Below are 21051 nucleotides of genomic sequence, written 5' to 3' on the forward strand. Positions count from 1 at the left end.
CCCATGGGTTGCCCGATCCCGCGCGAGTCTTGCCTGATCGGCCGAGCGTGGCGGCGTCCGTGCTAGCGGCAGATGCCGAACGGCCCGCGGTCGAAGTGGAAGTGGTCGGCGTGGGCCTGGTTGTACGCAGGCCCCAGCGCCCCCGTGAACAGCCCGCAGGCGCCCTGGTGCACCGATTGCAGGAACTGCGCCGCGGGACCGGGCCGGCCCCAGTCGCGCGCCACGCTGACGCGCCGGCCGTCCTGCAGCACGAAGCCGGCCAGGTCCACCGCGTTGGCGGTGGCGTGTTCGCTGCGCCTGCCGGTGCTGCTGCCGGCCACGTTGCGGCAGGCGTAGCTGCCGTAGTGCTCGATGCTGCGCACCGGCATGCCGAACCACAGTTGCGCCTGCGGCTGCAGCACATGGCGTTCCCACAGCGCCAGCGACGCCGCCACCGCGCAGGTCATGGCCAGCGGCTGGCCGATCGACACCGCCGTGCGCTGGACCTGGATCGCGTCGTGCATGCCGCAGCCCGGGCCGGTGTCACGGTCGGCGATGGGCTGGAAGCGCCACGGCGTGCTGGCCATCAGCGCCAGGCAGGCCTCGGGCTGTGTGGCCAGCCGCTGCAGCTTGTGGCGCGTGAGCCAGTTCGGCGGCTCGGCGTAGTGCAGCGGCGCCCACGGGTTGTGGCGGTCGGGCAGCGTCCAGTGGTGCCCATGCGTCGCAACGGCAGCCAGGCCGGCCAAGGCCAGCACGACCAGCAGCCACTTCATGCGACCGGCCCGGTCTTCAGCGCCGCCCGAACGGCGCCTGCCCGCGCCAGTAACGGATCACCAGCCAGCCGCCCAGCAGCCCGCCCAGGTGCGCGAAATGCGCCACGCCGCTGGCGCTGCCGGTCACGCCCAGCGTGAGTTCGATCGCGCCGTACAGCATCACGAAGGCCCAGGCCGGCATCGGGATCGGCGGCAGCAGCGGCGTGATGCGGCGCTGCGGGAACACCATGGCAAAGCCCATCAGCAGGCCGAACAGGCCGCCCGAGGCACCCACGGTGGGCGCTGTGCTGCCCGCCATGCCGGTGACCAGCAGCTGCGCCAGCGCGGCCGTGAACACGCTGGCGGCGTAGAACACGGCCAGCCGGCGCGCGCCCCAGACGCGCTCCAGCTCGCCGCCGAACATCCACAGGCCGTACATGTTGAAGGCCAGGTGCATGAGGCTGCCGTGCAGGAAGGCGTAGCTGGCCACCTGCCAGGGCATGAACATGCCCGACTCCAGCGGCCACAGCGCGAACCAGGCGACGATGTCGCCGCCCAGCAGCATCTGGAGCACGAACACGCCGATGTTGGCGATGAGCAGGTTCTGGGTCAGTGGTGGCATGGCAGGGATGCTATGCGAGCCGGCTTGGCCGTCCGCCGGCTACGGGTTTGGCAGGCTCAGTAGCTGTCGGAGCGGCCGGCAGCGGCGCGCTGGTCGCGCCACTGGGCGGCGGTGCCGTCGGCACCGTTGCGCAGCAACAGCATGTCCATGGCCACGGCCACGAATTGCGCGCCCTGGGCGATGCAGGCACGCGCGCGCTCGGCGTCGGCCATCAGGATGCCGGGTGCCTTGCCGGCGCGGCGGATGCGCCGGATCGCGTCGTCGATGGCGGCGTCCACCTCGGGGTGGCGCGGCTTGCCGGGGTGGCCCATGCTGGCCGAGAGGTCGGCCGGGCCGATGAAGATGCCGTCGATGCCATCGATGGCGGCAATCGCCTCGATCTGCGCCAGCGCCTCGCGCGTTTCCACCTGCACCAGCAGGCAGATCTCCTCGTGCGCATGCTCCACGTAGCCGGCCGTGCGGCCGAAGTTGGTGGCGCGCGTGGAGCCGCCCATGCCGCGCACGCCGGCCGGCGCGTAGCGCGTGGCATGCACGGCGGCCTGGGCCTCGGCGGCGTTCTGCACGAAGGGCAGCAGCAGGCTGCGCGCGCCGATGTCCAGGTAGCGCTTGATCAGCACGGTGTCGTTCCAGGCCGGGCGCACCACGGCCTCCATGGGCACGGCGCCGGCGGCGGGCACGGCCGAGGCTGCGGCCTGCAGCTGGTTCAACATCAGCGGCACGTCGCTGGGCGTGTGCTCGGTGTCGAGCAGGCCCCAGTCGTAGCCGCTGCCGGCGATCAGTTCGGTGGCGTAGGGAGAGGCCAGCGTGGACCAGATGCCGATCTGCGTGCGGCCTTCGCGCAGCGCGCGTTTGAAGAGGTTGGGTTGCAAGGTGTTCATTTAAGTTTCAAAGATGCTGTGCCCCTGGAGGGGGATGGGATGTCTACACGACCTTCGACATCCAAACGGGGTGTCACTCGATCCGGATGTTGCCGGCCTTGACGACCTTGGACCATTTGGCGACCTCGTCGTCGACGAAGCGCTGGGCGTCGGCCGGGCTGCCGGGCACGGCGGTGTTGCCGGTGGCGGCGAAGCGCTCGCGCACCTCGGGCAGCGCGAGGATGGCCTGCAGCTCGCGGTTCAGGCGCTCGACCAGGGCGGCCGGCAGGCCCGCGGGGCCGGACAGGCCGGTCCAGGACTGGGCCACGACCTCGGGTTGGCCGGCCTCGGCCATCGTCGGCAGGTCGGGCAGCAGGCCGTTGCGCTCGGGGCTGGTCACGGCCAGGCCGCGCAGCTTGCCGCCGCGCACCTGGGCGCCGGCCGAGGTGGCGTTGACGAACAGCAGGTCCACCTGGCCGCCGATCAGGTCGGTGATGGCCGGCGCGTCGCCCTTGTAGGGCACGGCGTTGAAGTCGATGCCGGCGGCCTGCTTGAGCAGCTCCATCGACATGTGGCCCGAGGAGCCGATGCCGGTCAGCGCGAAGTTGATCGAGCGCGGCCTGGCCTTGGACAGCGCCACCACGTCGGCCACGCTCTTGCCCTGGAAGGCCGGCGAGGCCAGCAGCACGTTGCCGGCGCGCGTGAGCATGCCGATGTGGGTGAAGTCCTTGCGCGCGTCGTACTTCACGTTGGGATTCACGAGCTGGTTGATGGCATGCGTGCCCGGGCCCGTGACGACCAGCGTGTAGCCGTCGGCCGCGGTGCGCGCCACCTGCTCGGAGCCCAGCGAGCCGTTCACGCCGGGCCGGTTCTCCACCACCACGGGCTGGCCCAGCCGGCGCGCCAGCTGGTCGCAGACCAGGCGGCCGATCACGTCGGTCTGGCCGCCTGGCGGGAAGGGCACGATGACCGTGATGGGCTTGCTCGGCCAGGCGGCCTGGGCCCGCAGCGCGGGCGCGGCGGTGGCGGCGAGCAGCAGCGCGAGGGCCGTGCGGCGTGACGGGCGGGACGGACGTTGGTGCATGCAATGATCTCCTTTGTCGTTGTCGGCAGCGGTTGCCGCGCCGCGACCATACCCCAAGGGGTCAGGGCGCGATCCGGCGCAGCCGCTCGGCCAGCGTGGCGCGCGAGAGCTCGCCGATGCGCGCGTCCACGAGACGCCCTTCGCGGTCGAAGAAGTAGGTCGCCGGCAGCGCGCGGTGGCCGAAGGCCTGGCCGGCGCTGGCCCGGGGGTCGAACAGCAGGTGGTGCAGTGCCAGCTGCTGGCCCGCGAGGTACTGCAGCACGCGTGCCGGGCTCTCGCCCTGGTTGGCGAAGACCACATGCACGTCGGGCCGCTCGGCCTGCAGCTGCTGCAGCACCGGCATCTCGCGCCGGCAGGGCGGGCACCAGGTGGCCCACAGGTTCAGCACCACGGGCTGGCCCTTGAAACTGCGCAGGTCCACCGTGCGGCCGTCCACGGCCACGAGTTGCAGGGCCGGCAGGCTGCGCTGCTGTTGCAGGCCATGCCACTGCAACGCCAGCGTGCCCAGCAGCCAGAGCCCGGTGGCCGCCGCCAGCGCGCGCAGCACCGGGCGACGTTCGGGCCGGCGCACGGGCAGCAGCACGGCCGCCGCGAGCCAGCCGCCGACGATGCCGGCCACCGGGCTCCAGCCACCGTCGCGGATGTCCAGCACGGTCAGCGGTGCGGCCAGGTAGGCTTCGCGGTAGCTCCAGACGAAGGCCAGCCGTGCGCAGAGCAGCGCGGCCAGCAACACGCCCCACAGCCGCGGTTCGGTGTCCACGCCCAGCGGCCGCGCCAGCCGGCGGGCCAGCCAGAACGCCAGCAGCGCGCTGGCCAGCACCAGCAGCAGCGGGGCCGGCAGCACCATCGGCCCGAGCTGAAGGCTCAGGTCCATGCCGGCGGATGGCTGCCGGGCGGCATCGAGGGATGGCGGTAGCCGACGGTGGCGCGGCCCAGCTGCATGGCCGGGCGCACGGCGCAGAGTTCGCCGAAGCCGGACGCGCTGGTCTCGAGGAAGGGCGTGCGGTCCGGCACGCTCGCCTGCAGTCCGCCCGGCACGCGGCCCAGGCCGCGCAGCCAATGCGCGGTCTGCGCCAGCGAGACCTGCACATGCCAGCTGCCGCCTTCGCGCTGCTGGCGCCACAGCGCGGCCGCGGCGCCGAAGGCCATCAGGAAGCCCGATGCCTCGTCGAGGATCTGCATGGGCATGGGCCGGGGCTTGCCGTCGCCCGCGGCCTCGCCCTCGGCGTGGTTGAAGCCCATGGCCGTCTGCAGCAGCGAGTCGAAGCCGCGCCGCGCGGCCCAGGGGCCTTGCGCGCCATAGGCCGTCAGCGAGACGCAGACCAGGCCGGGGCGCAGCGCGGCCAGGGCCTCGGGGCCGAAGCCCAGCGCGGCCAGGCCGCCGGGCCGATAGCCCTGCGAGAACACATGGGCATCGGCCAGCAGCCCGCGCAGCCGGGCCTGGCCGGCGTCCGTGCGCAGGTCCACCTGGGCCGAGCGCTTGCCGCGGCTGGTGTCGGCAATGGCCGCGATGTTGGGCAGGTTCGGGCTGTTGACGAGCAGCACCTCGGCGCCCAGTGCGGCCAGCGCACGCCCGCCGACCGGACCGGCCAGGATGCGCGTGAGATCCAGCACACGCAGGCCGTCCAGCGGCAGCGCATTCGCCTGCAAGGGCGGCAGTGCGCGCGGCGGCGCGTCGCCGATGCGCGTGAACGTGAGCAGCGGTTGGGCCGCGACAGCCTGCGCTTGCGGCGTGGCATCCCACTGGTCGAAGCTGCGCAGCGCGGTGGCCACGAGGCCGCGTTCGGCCGTGGCCTGCTCGAAGTCCAGCGCGCGCCAGCCCAGCAGCGCGCGCTCGGCGTCGCTGCGCTGGGCCGTGGTCGGGTCCAGGCCCAGCAGACGCAGCGCGCCCTCGCGGTGGTGGGCGAAGTTGGCGTGCAGGCGCACATGGCCATCGGCGCAGCGGTACAGGCCCGAGAACGCGTCCCAGAGGTCCGGCGCCTGGCCGTCCAGGCTGAACCAGCCCGTGCATTCCAGGGCCGCGTGCGCCATGTCCACGGCCACGCGCTGGCGTGCCACGCCGCGCGCGTGGCCGAGTTCGGCCGCGGCCAGAGCCGCCACCGCCATGCTCGCCTGGGCGGCCTGGCCGACGGCGAAGGAGGAGGGTACGACCGGGTCCTGGCCCGTGAGCGCCAGTTCGGCCAGCGCGGCTTCGGGCAGGCCGGCCAGGGACCAGATCGCGGCGACGGTGCGGGTGTTGTCCATGGGGCCCTCAGAGCTGGCGCCGCAGCGCTTCGAAGAAGAGTTCGGATTGCAGGCGCTCGCCCAGTGTCTGTTCGCACACGCGCGCGACCAGCGCGGGATCGGCGCGACGCAGCGGCCGGCCCGTGGACTGGGCCAGCACCTGGGCCATGCAGGCGCGCTCCAGGTAGTAGAGGTCGTCGTAGGCGTGGTCGATGCGCGCGCCGCAGACCACCACGCCGTGGTTGGCGAGGAAGGCCACGTCGGCGCCCTGCATGGCGCGCGCGATGCGCTCGCCCTCGGCGTTGTCCAGCGCCAGGCCGTTGTACGCAGGGTCCAGCGCCACGCGGCCGTGGAAGCGCATGGCATTCTGCGACAGGCAGCTGTCCAGCATGCCGTCTTCGGTCAGCGTCAGCGCGGTGGCATAGGGCATGTGGGTGTGCAGCACCACGGCCTGGCCGCACAGGCGGTGGATGGCGGCGTGGATGAACATGGCCGTGGGCTCCACGGCATGGCGGCCGGCCAGGCGCTCGCCATGGGCATCGACCATGACCACGTCGTCGGCCTGCACCTCGGACCACAGCAGGCCGCGCGGATTGAGCAGGAAGCGGCCGCTGCCATCGGGCAGCTCCACGCTGAAATGGTTGCAGACCCCCTCGGCCAGGCCATGGTGGGCGGCGGCGCGCAGGGCCAGTGCCAGGTCGTCGCGCAGCGCGGCGACGGTGGGGCTGTTGAAATCGTGGGAATGCATCGGGAGCTCCAGGTGGATGGCGCCGGCCATTCTTGCAGGGCTGTGCGCCAGCTGCCGCAAGGACGCGCGAAGGCCGGTGCTTCCACGCGGATGGCCTGCCGTCCGACAGGGCCTTCGCCGGCCTGGCCGCCAGACTCGGCCCATCCACAGGAGGCCGCCATGAACATCCGCGAGAAACTGCAGGAACTCAGCATCTACGTGCCCGAAGCCGCGCAGCGCTACCGGGCCGGCAAGGGCTGCCTGGTCTGGCTGCCTGCCGAGGCCGAGGATGGATCGGCTGCGCTGTTCCTGATGCCCGTCACGCGCGAGCAGTACGAAGGGCTGATGGCGGCAGGCCTGGTCGGCAACGCCGGCTGGCATGTGGAGCAGCCCTATGTCGAGCCGCTGGCGCGCTGACCGCGGGCTGCGCCGGGCGCTACCCTGGGTGTTGGCGCTGGCGCTGGCTGGCTGCGGCAGTTGGAACAAGCCCGGCGCCACGCCCGACCAACTGGAGGCCGACAAGGCGGCCTGCGGCGCCGAGGCCGGCAAGGCCTGGCCGCCACGCCCGATGGCGGCGCCGACCTGGCCGACCGAGGCGGACCGCAAGTGCACCGACATCTACGGGCAGGGGCCCTGCGCCCCGCTGGTGCAGCCGCCCGGCACCTCCACCGACCTCAACGCCGGCGCGCGCAGCGCCGCCTTCGACCGCTGCCTGCAGTCCAGGGGCTACCGCTTCTCGTCCGGCTGAGCGCCTGTACAGCAGGCGCTGTCGGATGCGCATCCCCCGATGGAGAGTGTCCTTTCGCTCAGGAAGCCGTAGGCACAGGGCGGCTCAGACCACCATGCTGGCGTAGACCAGCAGCACCAGGGCGGTGAACGCCAACGGCAGCACGCGGCCGGCGCGGCTGGCCTGCACCGCCGCATGCCAGCGCTGCGGTGCCCAGGCCCAAGCGCCCATGGCGCCGAGCAGGAGGAGGAATGCGGCGACCTGCCAGGGCATCCAGGGCATGGCTCAGGCCTGCAGCGGGGCCGGGGCGCGTTCCAGGGGACGCGTCTCGATCCAGTGGCTGCCCTGGCCGTGGATGGCCAGCGCCTCGGCCAGCCGCGCCTTCAGGAACCAGCGGTTCATCTGGCAGGCTTCCATCCATTGGCAATCGAAACGCCGGCCGTCGGGGGCTGGGAGGGCCGCGGCGCGCGAGATCCGTATTTGTTGCATGGTGTGACGAGCGTAACGATGCTGTGACAGGTCGCCCTGTGCGGCGACTCCGATGCGCCAGGTAGGACAGCGCCGACAGGGCACGTGCCCAGCACGCTGCCCGGTTTGCAGGCACCGCGTGGCAGCCCGCGCCAGGCAAGGGTTTCAGGCAGATCCCACAAGGTTCTCCACAGGCTTGCCCACGGCCGCCGGGGACAAGTCGGCCGGCCACGGCGAGGCAGCGAGAATCGTGCCGCTCACCTTCCGCCTCACCGCCCCATCCATCCGCAGGCCCCCGTGGCGTCCACCGAACTCAAGGGCTTCATCCTCACGCGCCACTGGCGCGATGCGGCGCACGGCACCGACATCGAATACTGGCTGGCGACAGAGCAGGGCCCGCGCAGGCTGCTGCTGCGCGCGCAGACCTCGGTGGCCTTCGTCGCGGCCCGGCACCGGGCCGCCGTCGAGACCCAGCTGGCCACGCTGCCCGGCCTGGTGCTGCGCGAACTGGCGCTGCGCTCGTTCGGCCAGGAGCCTGTGCTCGGCGTCTATGCGCGGCAGTTCCGCCAGCTGCGCAAGCTGGCCCGGGCGCTGCAGCCGCTGCAGATCCCGCTCTACGAGGCCGACGTGCGTCCGCACGACCGCCACCTCATGGAACGCTTCATCACGGCGGGCGTGGTGGTGGAGGGCGGGCAGCACGAGGGCGACACCATCGTCGATGGCCGCCTGCGGCCCGCGCCGGGCTACCGTCCGGTGGTCAGGGTCGTGTCGCTGGACATCGAGACCAGCGCGACCGAAGAGCTGTACTCCATCGCGCTGGACGGCACCGGCCCGCGCGTGGTGTTCATGCTGGGCGAGGCGAGGGCTGCGGCGGCCACGCCGATGGACTTCACGCTGGTCCACTGCGCCAGCCGCCGCGAGATGATGGAGCGGCTCAACGCCTGGTTCGTGGAACACGATCCCGATGTGGTGATCGGCTGGAACGTGGTGCAGTTCGACCTGCGCGTGCTGCAGAAGGCGGCCGATGCCTGCGGCGTGCCGCTGCTGCCCGGCCGTGGGCGCACGCCCATCGCCTGGCGCACGCACCCGGGCCAGCAGGGCTACCTGTTCGCGCCGATGCCGGGGCGGCTGGTCATCGACGGCATCGAGGCGCTGCGCGCGGCGATGTGGAGCTTTCCGTCCTTCAGCCTGGAGTCCGTCGCGCAGGCCTTGCTGGGCGAGGGCAAGGACATCGGTGACGCCTACGACAAGATGGCCGAGATCGAGCGGCGCTACCAGGAGGACAAGCCGGCCCTGGCGGCCTACAACATCCAGGATTGCGCGCTGGTGCTGCGCATCTTCGAGAAGACCGCGCTGCTGCCGTTCGTGCTCGAGCGCGCACAGGTCACGGGCCTGCAGGCCGACCATTTCGGCGGCTCCATCGCCGCGTTCAGCCACCACTACCTGCCACGCATGCACCGCCTGGGCTATGTGGCGCCCAACGTGGGCGAGATCGCGGCCAAGGCCTACCCGGGCGGCTACGTGATGGACTCGCGACCGGGCTTCTACGACGCCGTCGTGGTGCTGGACTACAAGAGCCTGTACCCCTCCATCATCCGCACCTTCCTGGTCGACCCCGTGGGCCTGGTCGAGGGCACGCATGCCCGGGAGCCCGACGGCCTCGTGCACGGGCCGCAGGGCACGGTGTTCTCGCGCGAGCGGCACTGCCTGCCCGAGATCGTGACCACCTTCTGGCACGCGCGCGACGCCGCCAAGCGCGCTGGCAACGCGCCGCTGTCGCAGGCGCTCAAGCTGCTCATGAACTCCTTCGCGGGCGTGCTGGGCGCATCCGAATGCCGCTTCTTCAACCCCAAGCTGGTGTCGGCCGTCACGCTGCGCGGCCACGAGATCATGAAGCGCACGCGCGACTTCGTGGAGCAGCGCGGCTACCAGGCCATCTACGGCGACACCGATTCGATCTTCGTCTGGCTCCGGCGCGCCCATGGCAACGCCGAGGCGCATGCCGTCGCGGCCAGCCTGGTGCAGGACATCAATGCCTGGTGGACGCGCGAGCTGCGCGAGGCGCAGGGGCTGGAGAACTTCCTGGAGATCGAGTTTGACACCCACTACGCCAAGTTCTTCATGCCCACCATCCGCGGCTCGGACGTGGGCAGCAAAAAGCGCTATGCCGGCCTCAGCGTCGACGCCCAGGGCCGCGAGGAGATGGTCTACCGGGGCCTGGAGATGGCCCGCAGCGACTGGACGCCGCTGGCGCGCCAGTTCCAGGAAGGCCTGCTCTCGCGGATCTTCCGCGGCGAGCCTTACCGCGACTTCGTCACCGACTACGCGCAGGCCACGCTGGCCGGCCACAAGGACGAACTGCTGGTCTACCGCAAGCGGCTGCGCCACCGGCTCGATGCCTACCAGGTCAACGTGCCGCCGCAGGTGCGTGCCGCGCGCATCGCCGACGAACACAACCTGCGCATGAACCGCCCCCGGCAGTACCAGCATGGCGGCTGGATCCGCTATGTCATGACGCGCGGCGGACCGGAGCCGCTGGAGGTGCGCCAGGCGCGCATCGATTACGCGCACTACCTGGACAAGCAGCTGCTGCCGATCGCCGATGCCATCCTGCACCCCATGGGCGACAGCTTCGCGGCACTGACGGGCGCACAGCGCCGGCTGTTCTAGTCGGCGCCCATGCTGGGCGCCTCGCCGTCGGACCAGGCCAGGACAAATGAAAAACGGCCCATCAGGGCCGTTGTTCATTTGTCTTGGCGGAGCAGGCGGGATTCGAACCCGCGGTGGGCTATTAACCCACACACGCTTTCCAGGCGTGCGACTTAAACCACTCATCCACCGCTCCGTGGGAAGCCCGCGATTGTAGCAGTCAATTTGCGGCATTCCGCCGCGGCCAGGCGTGGCGCTGCAAATCTTCCAGCAAAACGAAATCCAGCGCGCTGATGTGCGTGGACTCCAGCACCACGTGCGGCGCGCAGCCGGCCTCGTGCGCCTCTTTCCAGCGCGCCGCGCACAGGCACCAGCGGTCGCCGGGCTGCAGGCCGGCGAAGCGGTGCTCCGGCCGGGGTGTCGAGAGGTCGTTGCCACGCAGCTTGGAGAAGGCCAGGAATGCGGCCGTCACGCGTGCGCAGATGACGTGCGCGCCCAGGTCGCTGTCGTCGGTGTTGCAGCAGCCGTCGCGGAAGTAGCCCGTCAGCGGCGCATAGGAGCAGGGCACCAGTTCGGAGCCCAGGACGTTGTGCGCCACCGGGTCGCTCATGGCCTGGGCGGCTGCAGCCGCACCATGTTCATGGCCGAGCTGATGAGGGCCGCGGTATCGGCCATGTTGCTCGGCACGATCAGGGTGGTCGTGGCGTCGGCCGCGACCTTGCCGTAGGCGTTGACGGCGGCCTCGGCCACCTTGAGCTGCACGGCCTCGTTGCCACCGGGCTGGCGGATCGCGGCGGCCACGCGCTCGATGGCCTGGGCCGTGGCATCGGCCACGGCGGTGATGGCCGCGGCCTCGCCCTGGGCCTGGTTGATGGCGGCCTGCTTCTCACCCTCGGAGCGCGCGATGAAGGCCTCGCGCTCGCCCGTGGCGATGTTGATCTGCTCCTGGCGCCGGCCTTCGGAGGCGGCGATCAGCGCGCGCTTCTCGCGCTCGGCCGTGATCTGCGCCTGCATGGAGCGCAGGATCTCAGCCGGCGGCGTGAGGTCCTTGATCTCGTAGCGCAGCACCTTGACGCCCCAGTTCAGCGCGGCCTCGTCGATGGCAGCGACGACCTGGGCGTTGATGATGTCGCGCTCCTCGAAGGTCTTGTCGAGCTCGAGCTTGCCGATCACGCTGCGCAGCGAGGTCTGCGCCAGCTGCGTGACGGCGACGATGTAGTTGGACGAGCCGTAGCTGGCGCGCATGGGGTCGGTCACCTGGAAGTACAGGATGCCGTCGACCTGCAGCTGCGTGTTGTCGCGTGTGATGCAGACCTGGCTGGGCACGTCCAGCGGGATTTCCTTCAGGCTGTGCTTGTAGGCCACCTTGTCGACAAAGGGCAGCAGGAAGTTCAGGCCCGGCGTCAGCGTGCTGTGGTATTTGCCGAGCCGCTCGACGACCCAGGCGTTCTGCTGCGGCACGACCTTGATCGACTGCGAAACGAACACCGCGGCAATGACCAATAGGACGAGTGCGACTTCCATCCGGGAACCTCCAGCGCGTTGAAAAGGAAAGCGTTCAGGCCTTGTCGACCATCAGCCGGTTGCCGACCACGCCGACCACGCGGTACAGACCGGCTTCGGCCGGCTGTGCGGCGCGCTGCACCACAGTCCAGCGCGCGCCGCGGTAGTGTACGGAGGCCGTGCCGTCCGGATTCCAGCTGTCCACGGAGAGCGTCTCGCCGATGTCCAGGTTCATGTCGGGGTTGGTCGTGGCGGCGGCCTGGCGGCCGCGCGCGCTGCGCACGGCGTACCAGATGGCCACTGCGCCACCGCCGGCGATCGCCGCCGTGGCGATCTGTCCGGTCAGCGCCAGGCCCAGGTAGGCGGCCAGCGCCGCGGCCACGAAGCCCAGCGCGAGCATCAACAGATAGAAGGTGCCGGTGACCAGCTCCAGCACGATGCAGGCGCCTGCCAGCAGCCACCAGAAGGTCGAATCTGCGATGCCCATGGATGCTGTCCTCCTGTGAATGCCGCGCATTGTGGGTCAAAAGCCGCCGTGCTCATCGGGGCGTCACGCATTGTCCGTACACTTCGCGCCTTTCCATTTCAGCCTGGCCGGAGCTGCCCATGAAGTTTCGCTTTCCCATCGTCATCATCGACGAGGACTACCGTTCGGAGAACACCTCCGGCCTGGGCATCCGTGCGCTCGCCCAGGCCATCGAGAGCGAAGGCTTTGAGGTGCTGGGCGTCACGAGCTACGGCGACCTGTCGCAGTTCGCGCAGCAGCAAAGCCGCGCCAGCGCCTTCATCCTGTCGATCGACGACGAGGAGTTCAGCGCCGGCCCGGACCTCGACCCCGCGGTGCTGAGCCTGCGCAAGTTCATCGAGGAAGTGCGCCGCAAGAACCTGGATGTGCCGATCTACGTGTACGGCGAGACCAAGACCTCGCGGCACATGCCCAACGACATCCTGCGCGAGCTGCACGGCTTCATCCACATGTTCGAGGACACGCCGGAGTTCGTGGCACGCCACATCATCCGCGAGGCCAAGAGCTACCTGGAAGGGGTGCAGCCGCCGTTCTTCAAGGCGCTGCTGGACTACGCCGAGGACGGCTCCTACTCCTGGCATTGCCCGGGCCACTCGGGCGGCGTGGCGTTCCTGAAGAGCCCGGTCGGGCAGATGTTCCACCAGTTCTTCGGCGAGAACATGCTGCGCGCGGACGTCTGCAACGCGGTGGAGGAACTGGGCCAGCTGCTGGACCACACCGGCCCGGTGGCCGAGAGCGAGCGCAACGCGGCGCGCATCTTCAATGCGGACCACTGCTTCTTCGTGACCAACGGCACGTCCACGTCCAACAAGATGGTCTGGCACCACACGGTGGCGCCAGGCGACGTGGTGGTGGTGGACCGCAACTGCCACAAGTCCATCCTGCACGCGATCATCATGACCGGCTCGATCCCGGTGTTCATGAAGCCCACGCGCAACCACTTCGGCATCATCGGCCCGATCCCGCAGAGCGAGTTCGAGCCCGAGGCGATCAAGGCCAAGATCCGCGCCAACCCGCTGCTGGCCGGCGTGGACGCCGAGACCGTCAAGCCGCGCGTGATGACCGTCACGCAATCGACCTACGACGGTGTGCTCTACAACACCGAGACCATCAAGCGCAAGCTCGACGGCTACGTGGACACGCTGCACTTCGACGAGGCCTGGCTGCCGCACGCGGCCTTCCACCCGTTCTACGGCTCCTACCACGCCATGGGCAAGCGCCGCGCGCGGCCCAAGGACGCGCTGGTGTTCGCCACGCAGTCCACCCACAAGCTGCTGGCCGGCATCAGCCAGGCCAGCCACGTGCTGGTGCAGGATTCGCAGGACCGCAAGCTGGACCGCCACCTGTTCAACGAGGCGTTCCTGATGCACACCTCGACCAGCCCGCAGTACGCCATCATCGCCAGTTGCGACGTGGCCGCCGCGATGATGGAGCCGCCCGGTGGCACCGCGCTGGTGGAAGAGAGCATCCTGGAGGCGCTGGACTTCCGCCGCGCCATGCGCCAGGTCGAGCGGGAGTTCGGCGCGGACGAATGGTGGTTCAAGGTGTGGGGGCCTGACGCGCTGGTCGAAGAGGGCGTGGGCACGGCCGACGACTGGATCATCAAGGACGCATCGGCGGCCAAGTGGCACGGCTTCGGCGACCTGGCCGACGGCTTCAACATGCTGGACCCGATCAAGTCCACCATCGTGACGCCAGGCCTGGACCTGGACGGCAAGTTCGCCGACGAAGGCATCCCGGCCAGCATCGTCACCAAGTACCTGGCCGAGCACGGCATCATCGTGGAGAAGACGGGGCTGTACAGCTTCTTCATCATGTTCACGATCGGCATCACCAAGGGCCGCTGGAACACCATGCTGGCCGCGCTGCAGCAGTTCAAGGACGACTACGCCAAGAACCAGCCGATGTGGCGCATCCTTCCGGAGTTCTGCCAGCAGCACAAGCGCTACGAGCGCATGGGCCTGCGCGATCTTTGCCAGCACGTGCACCAGCTGTACGCCAAGTACGACATCGCGCGGCTGACGACCGAGATGTACCTGTCGGACCTGCAACCGGCGATGAAGCCCAGCGATGCCTACGCCCACATCGCGCACCGCAAGACCCAGCGCGTGCCGATCGATGAGCTCGAAGGCCGCATCACCACCAGCCTGGTGACGCCGTACCCTCCCGGCATTCCGCTGCTGATCCCGGGCGAGGTCTTCAACAAGAAGATCGTCGACTACCTCAAGTTCTCGCGCGAGTTCAATCTCCTGTGTCCGGGTTTCGAGACCGACATCCACGGGCTCGTGGAGGTCGAGGACGACCACGGCAACGTGAGCTACTTCGCCGACTGCGTGGCCGAGGGCAAGCCGATGCCCGAGTCGCAGAAGGTCGGTGATGAACTGGTGCAGGTGGGCAGCGACGGGCCCTACGGCCGCACGATCTGAGTTTCAGCCGTCTTCGCGCACGCGCAGGAAGCGCGCGTGGCGCGGCAGGCCGCTCGCGTTCAGCCCGTTGTAGCGGTAGATGACGAGGCTGCCGATGGCGGGCGGATCGCGGCGCTGCGCGTCGCTGAAGCCGCCGCCGAGCCTGAAGCGCAGCCCCTCGCCGGCCTCCACGAGCAGCGCGCCCATGCGACCGGCGTGCTTGCCCTGGCCGGGCAGGTGCGCGATGACGCGGGCCTCGGCATCGTCGTAGGGCTTGAACTTGAGCAGGTCGTCGCTGCGCTCGCTGCGGTAGGAGGCGCTGCCCAGGTGCAGCATGAGGCCTTCGCCGCCGTCCTTCACGACCCGGTCGAGAAGCGCTTGCAAGGCCGTGTGCGTGGTGGCGCGCTGCTGCGGCACGGCGATGATCCAGGGTGCTGCGGCGATGGGCAGCAGTTGCTGCAGCCGCGTGAGCCGGTGGTCGAAGTCGCCGTGCTCGGCGGGCACATCGAACACCATGAAGCGCATGGCGCGCCAGGCCGCATCCATGCTCTGCTGGCTGCGCACGGTGGACAGCGCGTGTTCGAAGCGGCCCCGGCCAGCCCAGAGTTCGCCGTCCAGCGGCACGGCCGGCAGCGGGGCCGTGAACCACGCGGGTGCATGGACGCGCTCACCGCCGCGGGTCCAGAGTTGCTGGCCATCCCAGTAGCCGCGCAGTCCGTCGTACTTCTCGCTGACCCAGTAGCCGGCCAGCGGCATGCCGCGGCGGTAGACGTTGGCGAGCATGAGCCTGGGCGGTGCGGCCCAGGCGGGCAAGGCCGTGCCCAGCGCTGCGAGCAGCAGCGCGCGGCGGTGCTTACTCGGCGTCGATGCCGCCGACGACCTGGCTGAAGCCGCCGTCCACATAGGTGATCTCGGCCGTCACGCCGCCGGCCAGGTCCGACAGCAGGAAGGCGGCCACGTTGCCCACGTCCTCGATGGTCACGTTGCGGCGGATCGGCGAGACCGCGGCCACGGCCGGCAGCAGCTTGCCGAAGCCCTTGATGCCGCTGGCGGCCAGCGTCTTGATCGGGCCGGCGCTGACGCCGTTCACGCGGATGCCCTTGGGGCCCAGCGAGCCGGCCAGGTAGCGCACAGAGGCTTCGAGCGAAGCCTTGGCCAGGCCCATGGTGTTGTAGTTGGGCACGGTGCGCACGGCGCCCAGGTAGGTCAGCGTGAGCAGCGCCGCCTTGTCGTTGAGATAGGGCAGGGCCGCCTTCGCCATGGCCGGGAAGCTGTAGGCGCTGATGTCGTGCGCGATCTTGAACGCCTCGCGCGACAGGCCTTCGAGGAAGTCGCCCGCGATGGCTTCACGCGGCGCAAAGCCGATGCTGTGCACGAAGCCGTCGAACTTCGGCCAGGTCTGCGCCAGGTCGGCGAACAGTTTGTCGATCTGCGCATCGTCGCCCACGTCGCAGTCAAAGATCAGTTGGGAACCGAAGTCGGCTGCGAACTCGGTGATGCGGTCCTTGAAGCGCTCGCCCACATAGCTGAACGCCAGCTCGGCGCCCTGTTCGTGGCAGGCCTTGGCGATGCCGTAGGCGATGGAGCGGTTGGACAGCACGCCGGTGATCAGCAGCTTCTTGCCAGTCAGGAATCCCATGTGGTTCTTCTCGTTCGTTGCGATGAAGCCTGCCGGCGGCACCTGTTCAGGGTTTATCCGAGGCGGCAGGGCGATTGGTGCAGAATTGTCGCATGCGATACCGCGTGCTCCCGATGCTGGCTGTGCTGTCCACGGCAGCCTTGCTGGCGCTCCCGGTGGGTGCGGCGTCGGCGCTGGGCATGGGCTACACGCCCAAGTACGCGGCCACGTTTTCGCATTTCGACTATGTGAACCCGAACGCCCCCAAGGGCGGCGAGCTGGTGCTGTCGGCGGCCGGTGGCTTCGACAAGCTCAATCCGTTCACGCTGCGGGGCACGCCGCCGGCCGGCATGGGCTTTTCCAACGGCTTCGTGTTCGCCGAGTACGGCCTGCTGTTCGACTCGCTGACCACGCCGAGCGAGGACGAGCCGTTCTCCACCTATGGCCTGCTGGCCGAGGACATCGCGCTGGCGCCGGACGGCCTGAGCGTCGTGTTTCGCCTGCATCCCAAGGCCAGGTTCTCCGATGGCACGCCGGTGCTGGCGGCGGACGTCAAGTACTCCTTCGACACGCTGACGGGCCCGCAGGCCAGCCCCACCTTCCGCGCCTACTGGTCGGGCGTGAAGCAGGCCGTCGTCACCGGCGAGCGCAGCATCCGCTTCGACTTCAAGCAGCGCAATGCCGAGCTGCACATGATCCTCGGTCAGATGCCGGTGTTCTCGCGGGCCTGGGGCCAGGGCAAGCCGCTGGACAAGATCGTGACCGAGGCCCCCTTGGCCAGCGGGCCCTATGTGGTGGAGCGGGCGGAGTTCGGCCGCAGCATCAGCTACCGCCGCCGGGCCGACTACTGGGCCGCGGAGCTGCCGGTGCGGCGCGGCATGTTCAACTTCGACCGGGTGCGTTACGAGTATTTCAAGGACCGCCTGGGCGAGGAGGAGTCGCTCAAGGTCGGCGCGCTCGACGCCCTGGAAGAGGGGTCGATCAGTGCCTGGCTGCGCCGCTACCAGGGCGCCCGCTTCGCCAGCGGTGAACTGGTCAAGGAAGAGATCGCGCACCGGCGTTCCACCGGCATGCAGGCGCTGGTTTTCAACCTGCGCCAGGCGCGCTTTGCCGACCTGCGCGTGCGCCAGGCGTTTGCGCTGGCCTTCGATTTCGACTGGATGAACCAGCGCCTGTTCTACGGGCGCCGGGTGCGCACGCAGAGCTACTTCCAGAACAGCGACGACCTGATGGCCGGGCCGGCCATGACCGCGCAGGAGGAGGCCTTGCTGCAGCAGCTGCGCCTGCGCACGCGCTACGCCGACATGACACGTGGCGAACTCCCCCGGCCCGCCGCCACCGGCAGCACGGCCGATGCCCTGCGCCGCCAGTTGCTGCAGGCCAGGGGGTTGCTGAACGAAGCCGGCTGGCACTACCGCGACGGTGCGCTGCGCAACGCGGCGTCCGAACCCTTCGTGGTCGAGCTCGACATCGCCAGCCGCGCTTCGGAGGCGGTGCTGGCGGGCTATGTGCGCAACCTCGCCACGCTCGGCATCGAGTTGCGCCTGCGACTGCGCGATGCCAGCCTGATCAAGGCACGGCAGGATGCCTTCGAGTTCGACATGGCGGTCGACCTGCTGGCCGGGTCGTCCAGTCCCGGCAACGAACTCATCGACGACCTGGGTTCGGTGGCGGCTGCGCAGAAGGGCAGCCGCAACCTGGCCGGCATCAGCGATCCCGTGATCGACGAGCTGATCGAGCACATTGTGGCCAGCCATGACCGCACCACGCTGGCCGCGGGTGCGCGCCTGCTCGACCGGTTCCTGCTGCACCAGCACTACGGCGTGCCCATGTACTACGACAGCCGCTACTACGTCGCGCGCAAGGCCTGGCTGCAGCACCCGGAGGTGGCCCTGCCGCAGCGCCTGCTGGCGCGCTCCTGGCTGCTGACCATGTGGTGGGCGAAGCAGCCATGAGCGTCACCCGACCACCCGAAGGTGCGCCGGCGCGCCAGGACGTGCACCGCAGCGCATGGCACAGAATCGCCGCATGAAGATTCGGTGTCTGTGCATGGCCTGGCTGGCGGCCTTTCTTGCGTTGCCTGCCTGGGGGGCGCATGCCTATGCCCAGTTCGGCGACATCAAGTACGGGCCGGACTTCACCCACTTCTCCTATGTCAACCCGAATGCGCCCAAGGGCGGCGAGATCCGCATGGTCCCGCCGACGCGGCCCACCAATTTCGACAAGTTCAATCCGTTCACGCTGCGCGGATCGGCGCCCTACGGGCTGTCGCAGGCCGGACTGGGTTACTCCCTGGTATTCGAGTCGCTCCTGATCGGCAACGACGAGGAGCGCACGACCGCGTACGGGTTGCTGGCCGAGGACGTCGAGGTGGCTGCGGACTTCCTCTCCGCGACCTTCAGGCTGAACCCCAAGGCGCGCTTCAGCAATGGCGAGCCGGTGCTGGCCGCGGATGTGGTGCATTCCTTCGGGGTGTTCACCAGCAAGTACGTCGCGCCCACGTACCCCGCGGTGTATTCGCAGGTGCGCCGCGTGGTTGCCGTGGACCAGCGCACGGTGCGCTTCGAGTTCTCCACGCCGGACCGCTCCCTGCCGCTGATCGTGGGCAGCATGCCGGTCTTCAGCCGCGCCTGGGGGCGTGGCAAGCCCTTCGACCAGGTCGTTACGGACGTGCCCATCGGTTCGGGGCCGTACCGCATTCCCAGTGGGGCCCTGGGGCGCGACACGACCTACGTCCGCGATCCGGACTACTGGGGCGCCGAACTGCCCACCCGCAAAGGACAGTTCAACTTCGACCGGGTGACGTTCAAGATCTACCTGGACCAGACCGCCCAGTTCGAGGGCTTGAAGGCGGGCGAGGTGGACTTCATGCGCGAGTTCACCTCGCGCAACTGGGCACGCCAGTACTACGGACGGCCGTTCGACCGGGGCGACGTGGTGAAGCGCGCGTTCGAGAACCAGAACCCCGCGATGTTCCAGGCGACGCTGCTCAACCTGCGCCGCCCCAAGTTCCAGGACATCCGGGTGCGGCAGGCGCTGGGCCTGGCGCTGGACTTCCAGTGGCTGAACCGGCAACTGTTCTACGGCATCTACACGCGCACCGAGGACTACTTCCCGAACAGCGAGTTCCGCGCGCGCGGACTGCCGGATGCCGCGGAGCTGGCCTTGCTCGAGCCATTGCGCGCCAGCCTGCGGCCCGAGGTGTTCGGGCCGGCCGTGACCATGCCGACGACAGAGCCCCCCGCCAGCCTGCGCGACAACCTGCGCCAGGCGCGGGAGCTGCTGCAGCAAGCCGGCTGGACCTACCGCGACGGGGCGCTGCGCAATGCGCGCGGGGAAGCCTTCACGATCGAATACCTCAGCGACCAGCCCTCCCTGACGCGGGTGATCGGCCCCTACCAGGCGGCGCTGCGCAAGCTCGGCATCGCGCTGACGATCCGCAACGTGGACTTCGCGCTGGCGCAGCAGCGCATGGACACCTTCGACTACGAGATGAGCAGCATCAACATGTCGCCCCTCGTGGACCTGGCGGCCAGTGGCCTGCGCGAGGTGTTCGGCTCCAAGGCGGCGGCCACCCCCGGCTCGTCCAACTATGCAGGCATCGCCGACGCGGCGGTGGACGCCTTGATCGACAAGGTCGGCGCCGCGACCACCCACAAGGACCTGGTGGCCTCCAAGCGTGCGCTGGACCGGGTGCTGACCCATGGCCACTACATGATTCCGCAGTACCACGGCAAGGCCTTCCTGATCGGCTACAGGCCGCGCCCCTTCGTGCTGCCCGACAGCATTCCACCGTACTACGAGGCCGACGGCTGGGCCGTCTCGACCTGGTGGGCCTCACCGGAAAACCGCTGAATGCACCGATATCGACCATGCTGAACTACATCCTCAAGCGCCTGCTGCTGGTGGTTCCAACGCTGATCGGCGTGTTGACCCTCACCTTCGTGGTCATCCAGTTCGTGCCGGGCGGGCCGGTGGAGCAGATGCTGTCGGAGCTGCGCGGGCGCGGCGCGGGCGGGGAGGCCGGCGTGCTGGTCTCCGACACGCGCGGCATGCGCGATCTCGGCCCCGAGCGCATCGCCGAGATTCGGGCGCTCTACGGCTTCGACAAACCGGCCACGGAGCGCTTCTGGCAGATGCTCAAGTCCTTTGCGCAGTTCGACCTGGGCCAGAGCTTCTACCAGCGCAAGGGCGTCTGGGACCTCATCAAGGAGAAGATGCCGGTGTCCATCAGCCTCGGGCTGTGGACCTTCTTCATCAGCTACCTGATCGCCGTGCCGCTGGGCGTGGCCAAGGCCGTGCGCGCGGGCTCGCGCTTCGACTTCGTCACCACGCTGATCGTGCTGGTCGGCTACGCGATCCCGGGCTTCGTGCTGGGCGTGGCGCTGCTCGTGGTGTTCGGCGGGCAGCTGCAGTGGTTCCCGTTGCGCGGGCTGGTCTCGCCGAACTGGGAGCAGCTGTCCTGGGGTGCGCGCATCGTCGACTACCTCTGGCACATCACGTTGCCGGTGACGGCGATGGTGATGGGCAGCTTCGCGGTGACAGCCATGCTGACCAAGAACGCCTTCCTCGAAGAGATCCGCAAGCAGTACGTGCTGACGGCGCGCGCCAAGGGCCTGGACGAGCGCCGCGTGCTCTGGAAGCACGTGTTCCGCAATGCGCTGATTCCCATCATCACGGGCTTTCCAGCGGCCTTCATCGGTGCCTTCTTCACGGGCTCGCTGCTGATCGAGACGCTGTTCTCGCTCGATGGCCTGGGCCTTTTGAGCTATGAGAGCGTGATCCGGCGCGACTATCCGGTGGTGATGGGCACGCTGTTCCTGTTCACGCTGATCGGCCTCGTGACCAAGCTGATCAGCGACCTGTCCTATGTGCTGGTCGATCCACGGGTGAAATTTGACTAGCAACACC

21 protein-coding genes and 1 tRNA gene are annotated in these 21051 nt (G+C 69.4%); 7 read left to right on the forward strand and 15 right to left on the reverse strand.

Annotation, left to right across the window (positions count from 1 at the left end; genetic code table 11):
• Positions 1-62 precede the first annotated feature (62 nt).
• The 7 genes from ASF45_RS22880 to ASF45_RS22910 all read right to left on the reverse strand — a co-directional run bounded on the left by ASF45_RS22880 (position 63) and on the right by ASF45_RS22910 (position 6265).
• Positions 63-752, reverse strand: coding sequence for an extensin family protein (locus ASF45_RS22880; RefSeq protein ID WP_056668389.1), 690 nt, complete (start codon positions 750-752; stop codon positions 63-65).
• A 16-nt stretch (positions 753-768) separates the two neighbouring features.
• Positions 769-1353 (reverse strand): rhomboid family intramembrane serine protease, encoded by a 585-nt coding sequence (locus ASF45_RS22885; protein ID WP_369802158.1) that lies wholly within the window; start codon positions 1351-1353, stop codon positions 769-771.
• 56 nt (positions 1354-1409) lie between these two features.
• Positions 1410-2231, reverse strand: a complete 822-nt coding sequence (locus tag ASF45_RS22890; protein ID WP_056668395.1) for an HpcH/HpaI aldolase/citrate lyase family protein — start codon at positions 2229-2231, stop codon at positions 1410-1412.
• A gap of 73 nt (positions 2232-2304) precedes the next feature.
• Positions 2305-3294 carry a tripartite tricarboxylate transporter substrate binding protein gene (locus ASF45_RS22895; protein ID WP_056668398.1) on the reverse strand — a complete coding sequence of 330 codons (990 nt, stop codon included), beginning with the start codon at positions 3292-3294 and terminating at the stop codon, positions 2305-2307.
• Positions 3295-3355: 61 nt separating this feature from the next.
• Complete coding sequence (locus tag ASF45_RS22900) at positions 3356-4168, reverse strand: TlpA disulfide reductase family protein (RefSeq protein WP_056668401.1); 813 nt, start codon at positions 4166-4168, stop codon at positions 3356-3358.
• Positions 4159-5538 carry a CoA transferase gene (locus ASF45_RS22905; protein ID WP_056668404.1) on the reverse strand — a complete coding sequence of 460 codons (1380 nt, stop codon included), beginning with the start codon at positions 5536-5538 and terminating at the stop codon, positions 4159-4161. The genes ASF45_RS22900 and ASF45_RS22905 overlap by 10 nt, the downstream gene beginning before the upstream one ends.
• Positions 5539-5545: 7 nt before the next feature.
• Positions 5546-6265, reverse strand: coding sequence for an aldolase (locus ASF45_RS22910; protein WP_056668823.1), 720 nt, complete (start codon positions 6263-6265; stop codon positions 5546-5548).
• A 159-nt stretch (positions 6266-6424) separates the two neighbouring features.
• Here ASF45_RS22910 and ASF45_RS22915 point away from each other — a divergent pair, with 159 nt between their 5' ends.
• Together ASF45_RS22915 and ASF45_RS22920 are read left to right on the forward strand one after the other, a co-directional pair.
• The gene (locus tag ASF45_RS22915; protein WP_056668407.1) at positions 6425-6661 is read left to right on the forward strand and encodes a hypothetical protein; all 237 of its coding nucleotides are present in this window, start codon (positions 6425-6427) and stop codon (positions 6659-6661) included.
• On the forward strand, positions 6639-6992 hold the full coding sequence (locus ASF45_RS22920) for a hypothetical protein (protein ID WP_056668410.1): 354 nt from the start codon (positions 6639-6641) through the stop codon (positions 6990-6992). Before ASF45_RS22915 ends, ASF45_RS22920 begins: the two co-directional genes overlap by 23 nt.
• Before the next feature lie 84 nt (positions 6993-7076).
• Here the strand turns inward: ASF45_RS22920 and ASF45_RS35555 are convergent, their stop codons facing one another.
• Both ASF45_RS35555 and ASF45_RS35560 read right to left on the reverse strand, forming a co-directional pair.
• Positions 7077-7253: a hypothetical protein gene (locus ASF45_RS35555; RefSeq protein WP_156473147.1), complete on the reverse strand. Its 177-nt coding sequence runs from the start codon at positions 7251-7253 to the stop codon at positions 7077-7079.
• 3 nt (positions 7254-7256) lie between these two features.
• The gene (locus ASF45_RS35560) at positions 7257-7460 is read right to left on the reverse strand and encodes a hypothetical protein (protein WP_156473148.1); all 204 of its coding nucleotides are present in this window, start codon (positions 7458-7460) and stop codon (positions 7257-7259) included.
• Positions 7461-7736: 276 nt separating this feature from the next.
• Between ASF45_RS35560 and ASF45_RS22925 the strand changes: the two genes are divergently transcribed.
• Positions 7737-10109, forward strand: a complete 2373-nt coding sequence (locus ASF45_RS22925) for a DNA polymerase II (protein ID WP_056668413.1) — start codon at positions 7737-7739, stop codon at positions 10107-10109.
• A gap of 84 nt (positions 10110-10193) precedes the next feature.
• Here ASF45_RS22925 and ASF45_RS22930 read toward each other — a convergent pair.
• From ASF45_RS22930 to ASF45_RS22945, 4 genes are all read right to left on the reverse strand, one after another.
• Positions 10194-10284: transfer RNA gene (locus ASF45_RS22930), tRNA-Ser, on the reverse strand.
• A 24-nt stretch (positions 10285-10308) separates the two neighbouring features.
• Entirely contained in the window at positions 10309-10698 is a 390-nt protein-coding gene (locus ASF45_RS22935; RefSeq protein ID WP_056668417.1) for a DUF2237 family protein, read from the reverse strand.
• Positions 10695-11612 carry an SPFH domain-containing protein gene (locus ASF45_RS22940; RefSeq protein WP_056668420.1) on the reverse strand — a complete coding sequence of 306 codons (918 nt, stop codon included), beginning with the start codon at positions 11610-11612 and terminating at the stop codon, positions 10695-10697. The genes ASF45_RS22935 and ASF45_RS22940 overlap by 4 nt, the downstream gene beginning before the upstream one ends.
• Positions 11613-11646: 34 nt before the next feature.
• Complete coding sequence (locus ASF45_RS22945) at positions 11647-12078, reverse strand: NfeD family protein (protein WP_369802159.1); 432 nt, start codon at positions 12076-12078, stop codon at positions 11647-11649.
• A 119-nt stretch (positions 12079-12197) separates the two neighbouring features.
• Between ASF45_RS22945 and ASF45_RS22950 the strand changes: the two genes are divergently transcribed.
• A complete protein-coding gene (locus tag ASF45_RS22950) occupies positions 12198-14543 on the forward strand; it encodes an arginine/lysine/ornithine decarboxylase (protein ID WP_056668423.1) in 2346 nt (781 codons plus the stop codon).
• A gap of 3 nt (positions 14544-14546) precedes the next feature.
• On the opposite strand, the gene ASF45_RS22955 is transcribed toward ASF45_RS22950, so the two are convergent.
• A complete protein-coding gene (locus ASF45_RS22955) occupies positions 14547-15305 on the reverse strand; it encodes a DNA ligase (RefSeq protein ID WP_235581010.1) in 759 nt (252 codons plus the stop codon).
• Positions 15306-15375: 70 nt separating this feature from the next.
• Positions 15376-16161 (reverse strand): enoyl-ACP reductase FabI, encoded by a 786-nt coding sequence (gene fabI / locus ASF45_RS22960; RefSeq protein ID WP_056668830.1) that lies wholly within the window; start codon positions 16159-16161, stop codon positions 15376-15378.
• Positions 16162-16253: 92 nt separating this feature from the next.
• On the opposite strand from fabI, the gene ASF45_RS22965 reads away from it, so the two are divergent.
• The 3 genes from ASF45_RS22965 to ASF45_RS22975 all read left to right on the forward strand — a co-directional run bounded on the left by ASF45_RS22965 (position 16254) and on the right by ASF45_RS22975 (position 21044).
• Positions 16254-18095, forward strand: coding sequence for an extracellular solute-binding protein (locus ASF45_RS22965; RefSeq protein WP_056668428.1), 1842 nt, complete (start codon positions 16254-16256; stop codon positions 18093-18095).
• Positions 18096-18168: 73 nt separating this feature from the next.
• A complete protein-coding gene (locus tag ASF45_RS22970) occupies positions 18169-19995 on the forward strand; it encodes an extracellular solute-binding protein (RefSeq protein ID WP_082551222.1) in 1827 nt (608 codons plus the stop codon).
• A gap of 17 nt (positions 19996-20012) precedes the next feature.
• The gene (locus tag ASF45_RS22975) at positions 20013-21044 is read left to right on the forward strand and encodes a microcin C ABC transporter permease YejB (protein ID WP_056668435.1); all 1032 of its coding nucleotides are present in this window, start codon (positions 20013-20015) and stop codon (positions 21042-21044) included.
• The last annotated feature ends 7 nt before the right edge of the window (positions 21045-21051 follow it).

It is taken from the genome of Pseudorhodoferax sp. Leaf265, from assembly GCF_001422365.1.
Classification (GTDB): Bacteria; Pseudomonadota; Gammaproteobacteria; order Burkholderiales; family Burkholderiaceae_C; genus Pseudorhodoferax.

Bases quoted from the DNA above. Each gene is read 5' to 3' on its own strand.
- ASF45_RS22915 (WP_056668407.1), top strand. From the start codon at position 6,425: ATGAACATCCGCGAGAAACTGCAGGAACTCAGCATCTACGTGCCCGAA.
- ASF45_RS22970 (WP_082551222.1), top strand. From the start codon at position 18,169: ATGAAGATTCGGTGTCTGTGCATGGCCTGGCTGGCGGCCTTTCTTGCG.
- ASF45_RS22880 (WP_056668389.1), bottom strand. From the start codon at position 752: ATGAAGTGGCTGCTGGTCGTGCTGGCCTTGGCCGGCCTGGCTGCCGTT.
- ASF45_RS22900 (WP_056668401.1), bottom strand. From the start codon at position 4,168: ATGGACCTGAGCCTTCAGCTCGGGCCGATGGTGCTGCCGGCCCCGCTG.
- ASF45_RS22890 (WP_056668395.1), bottom strand. From the start codon at position 2,231: ATGAACACCTTGCAACCCAACCTCTTCAAACGCGCGCTGCGCGAAGGC.
- ASF45_RS22935 (WP_056668417.1), bottom strand. From the start codon at position 10,698: ATGAGCGACCCGGTGGCGCACAACGTCCTGGGCTCCGAACTGGTGCCC.
- ASF45_RS35555 (WP_156473147.1), bottom strand. From the start codon at position 7,253: ATGCCCTGGATGCCCTGGCAGGTCGCCGCATTCCTCCTCCTGCTCGGC.
- ASF45_RS35560 (WP_156473148.1), bottom strand. From the start codon at position 7,460: ATGCAACAAATACGGATCTCGCGCGCCGCGGCCCTCCCAGCCCCCGAC.
- ASF45_RS22895 (WP_056668398.1), bottom strand. From the start codon at position 3,294: ATGCACCAACGTCCGTCCCGCCCGTCACGCCGCACGGCCCTCGCGCTG.
- ASF45_RS22965 (WP_056668428.1), top strand. From the start codon at position 16,254: ATGCGATACCGCGTGCTCCCGATGCTGGCTGTGCTGTCCACGGCAGCC.
- fabI (WP_056668830.1), bottom strand. From the start codon at position 16,161: ATGGGATTCCTGACTGGCAAGAAGCTGCTGATCACCGGCGTGCTGTCC.
- ASF45_RS22905 (WP_056668404.1), bottom strand. From the start codon at position 5,538: ATGGACAACACCCGCACCGTCGCCGCGATCTGGTCCCTGGCCGGCCTG.
- ASF45_RS22920 (WP_056668410.1), top strand. From the start codon at position 6,639: ATGTCGAGCCGCTGGCGCGCTGACCGCGGGCTGCGCCGGGCGCTACCC.
- ASF45_RS22950 (WP_056668423.1), top strand. From the start codon at position 12,198: ATGAAGTTTCGCTTTCCCATCGTCATCATCGACGAGGACTACCGTTCG.
- ASF45_RS22910 (WP_056668823.1), bottom strand. From the start codon at position 6,265: ATGCATTCCCACGATTTCAACAGCCCCACCGTCGCCGCGCTGCGCGAC.
- ASF45_RS22945 (WP_369802159.1), bottom strand. From the start codon at position 12,078: ATGGGCATCGCAGATTCGACCTTCTGGTGGCTGCTGGCAGGCGCCTGC.
- ASF45_RS22955 (WP_235581010.1), bottom strand. From the start codon at position 15,305: ATGCTCGCCAACGTCTACCGCCGCGGCATGCCGCTGGCCGGCTACTGG.
- ASF45_RS22975 (WP_056668435.1), top strand. From the start codon at position 20,013: ATGCTGAACTACATCCTCAAGCGCCTGCTGCTGGTGGTTCCAACGCTG.
- ASF45_RS22885 (WP_369802158.1), bottom strand. From the start codon at position 1,353: ATGCCACCACTGACCCAGAACCTGCTCATCGCCAACATCGGCGTGTTC.
- ASF45_RS22940 (WP_056668420.1), bottom strand. From the start codon at position 11,612: ATGGAAGTCGCACTCGTCCTATTGGTCATTGCCGCGGTGTTCGTTTCG.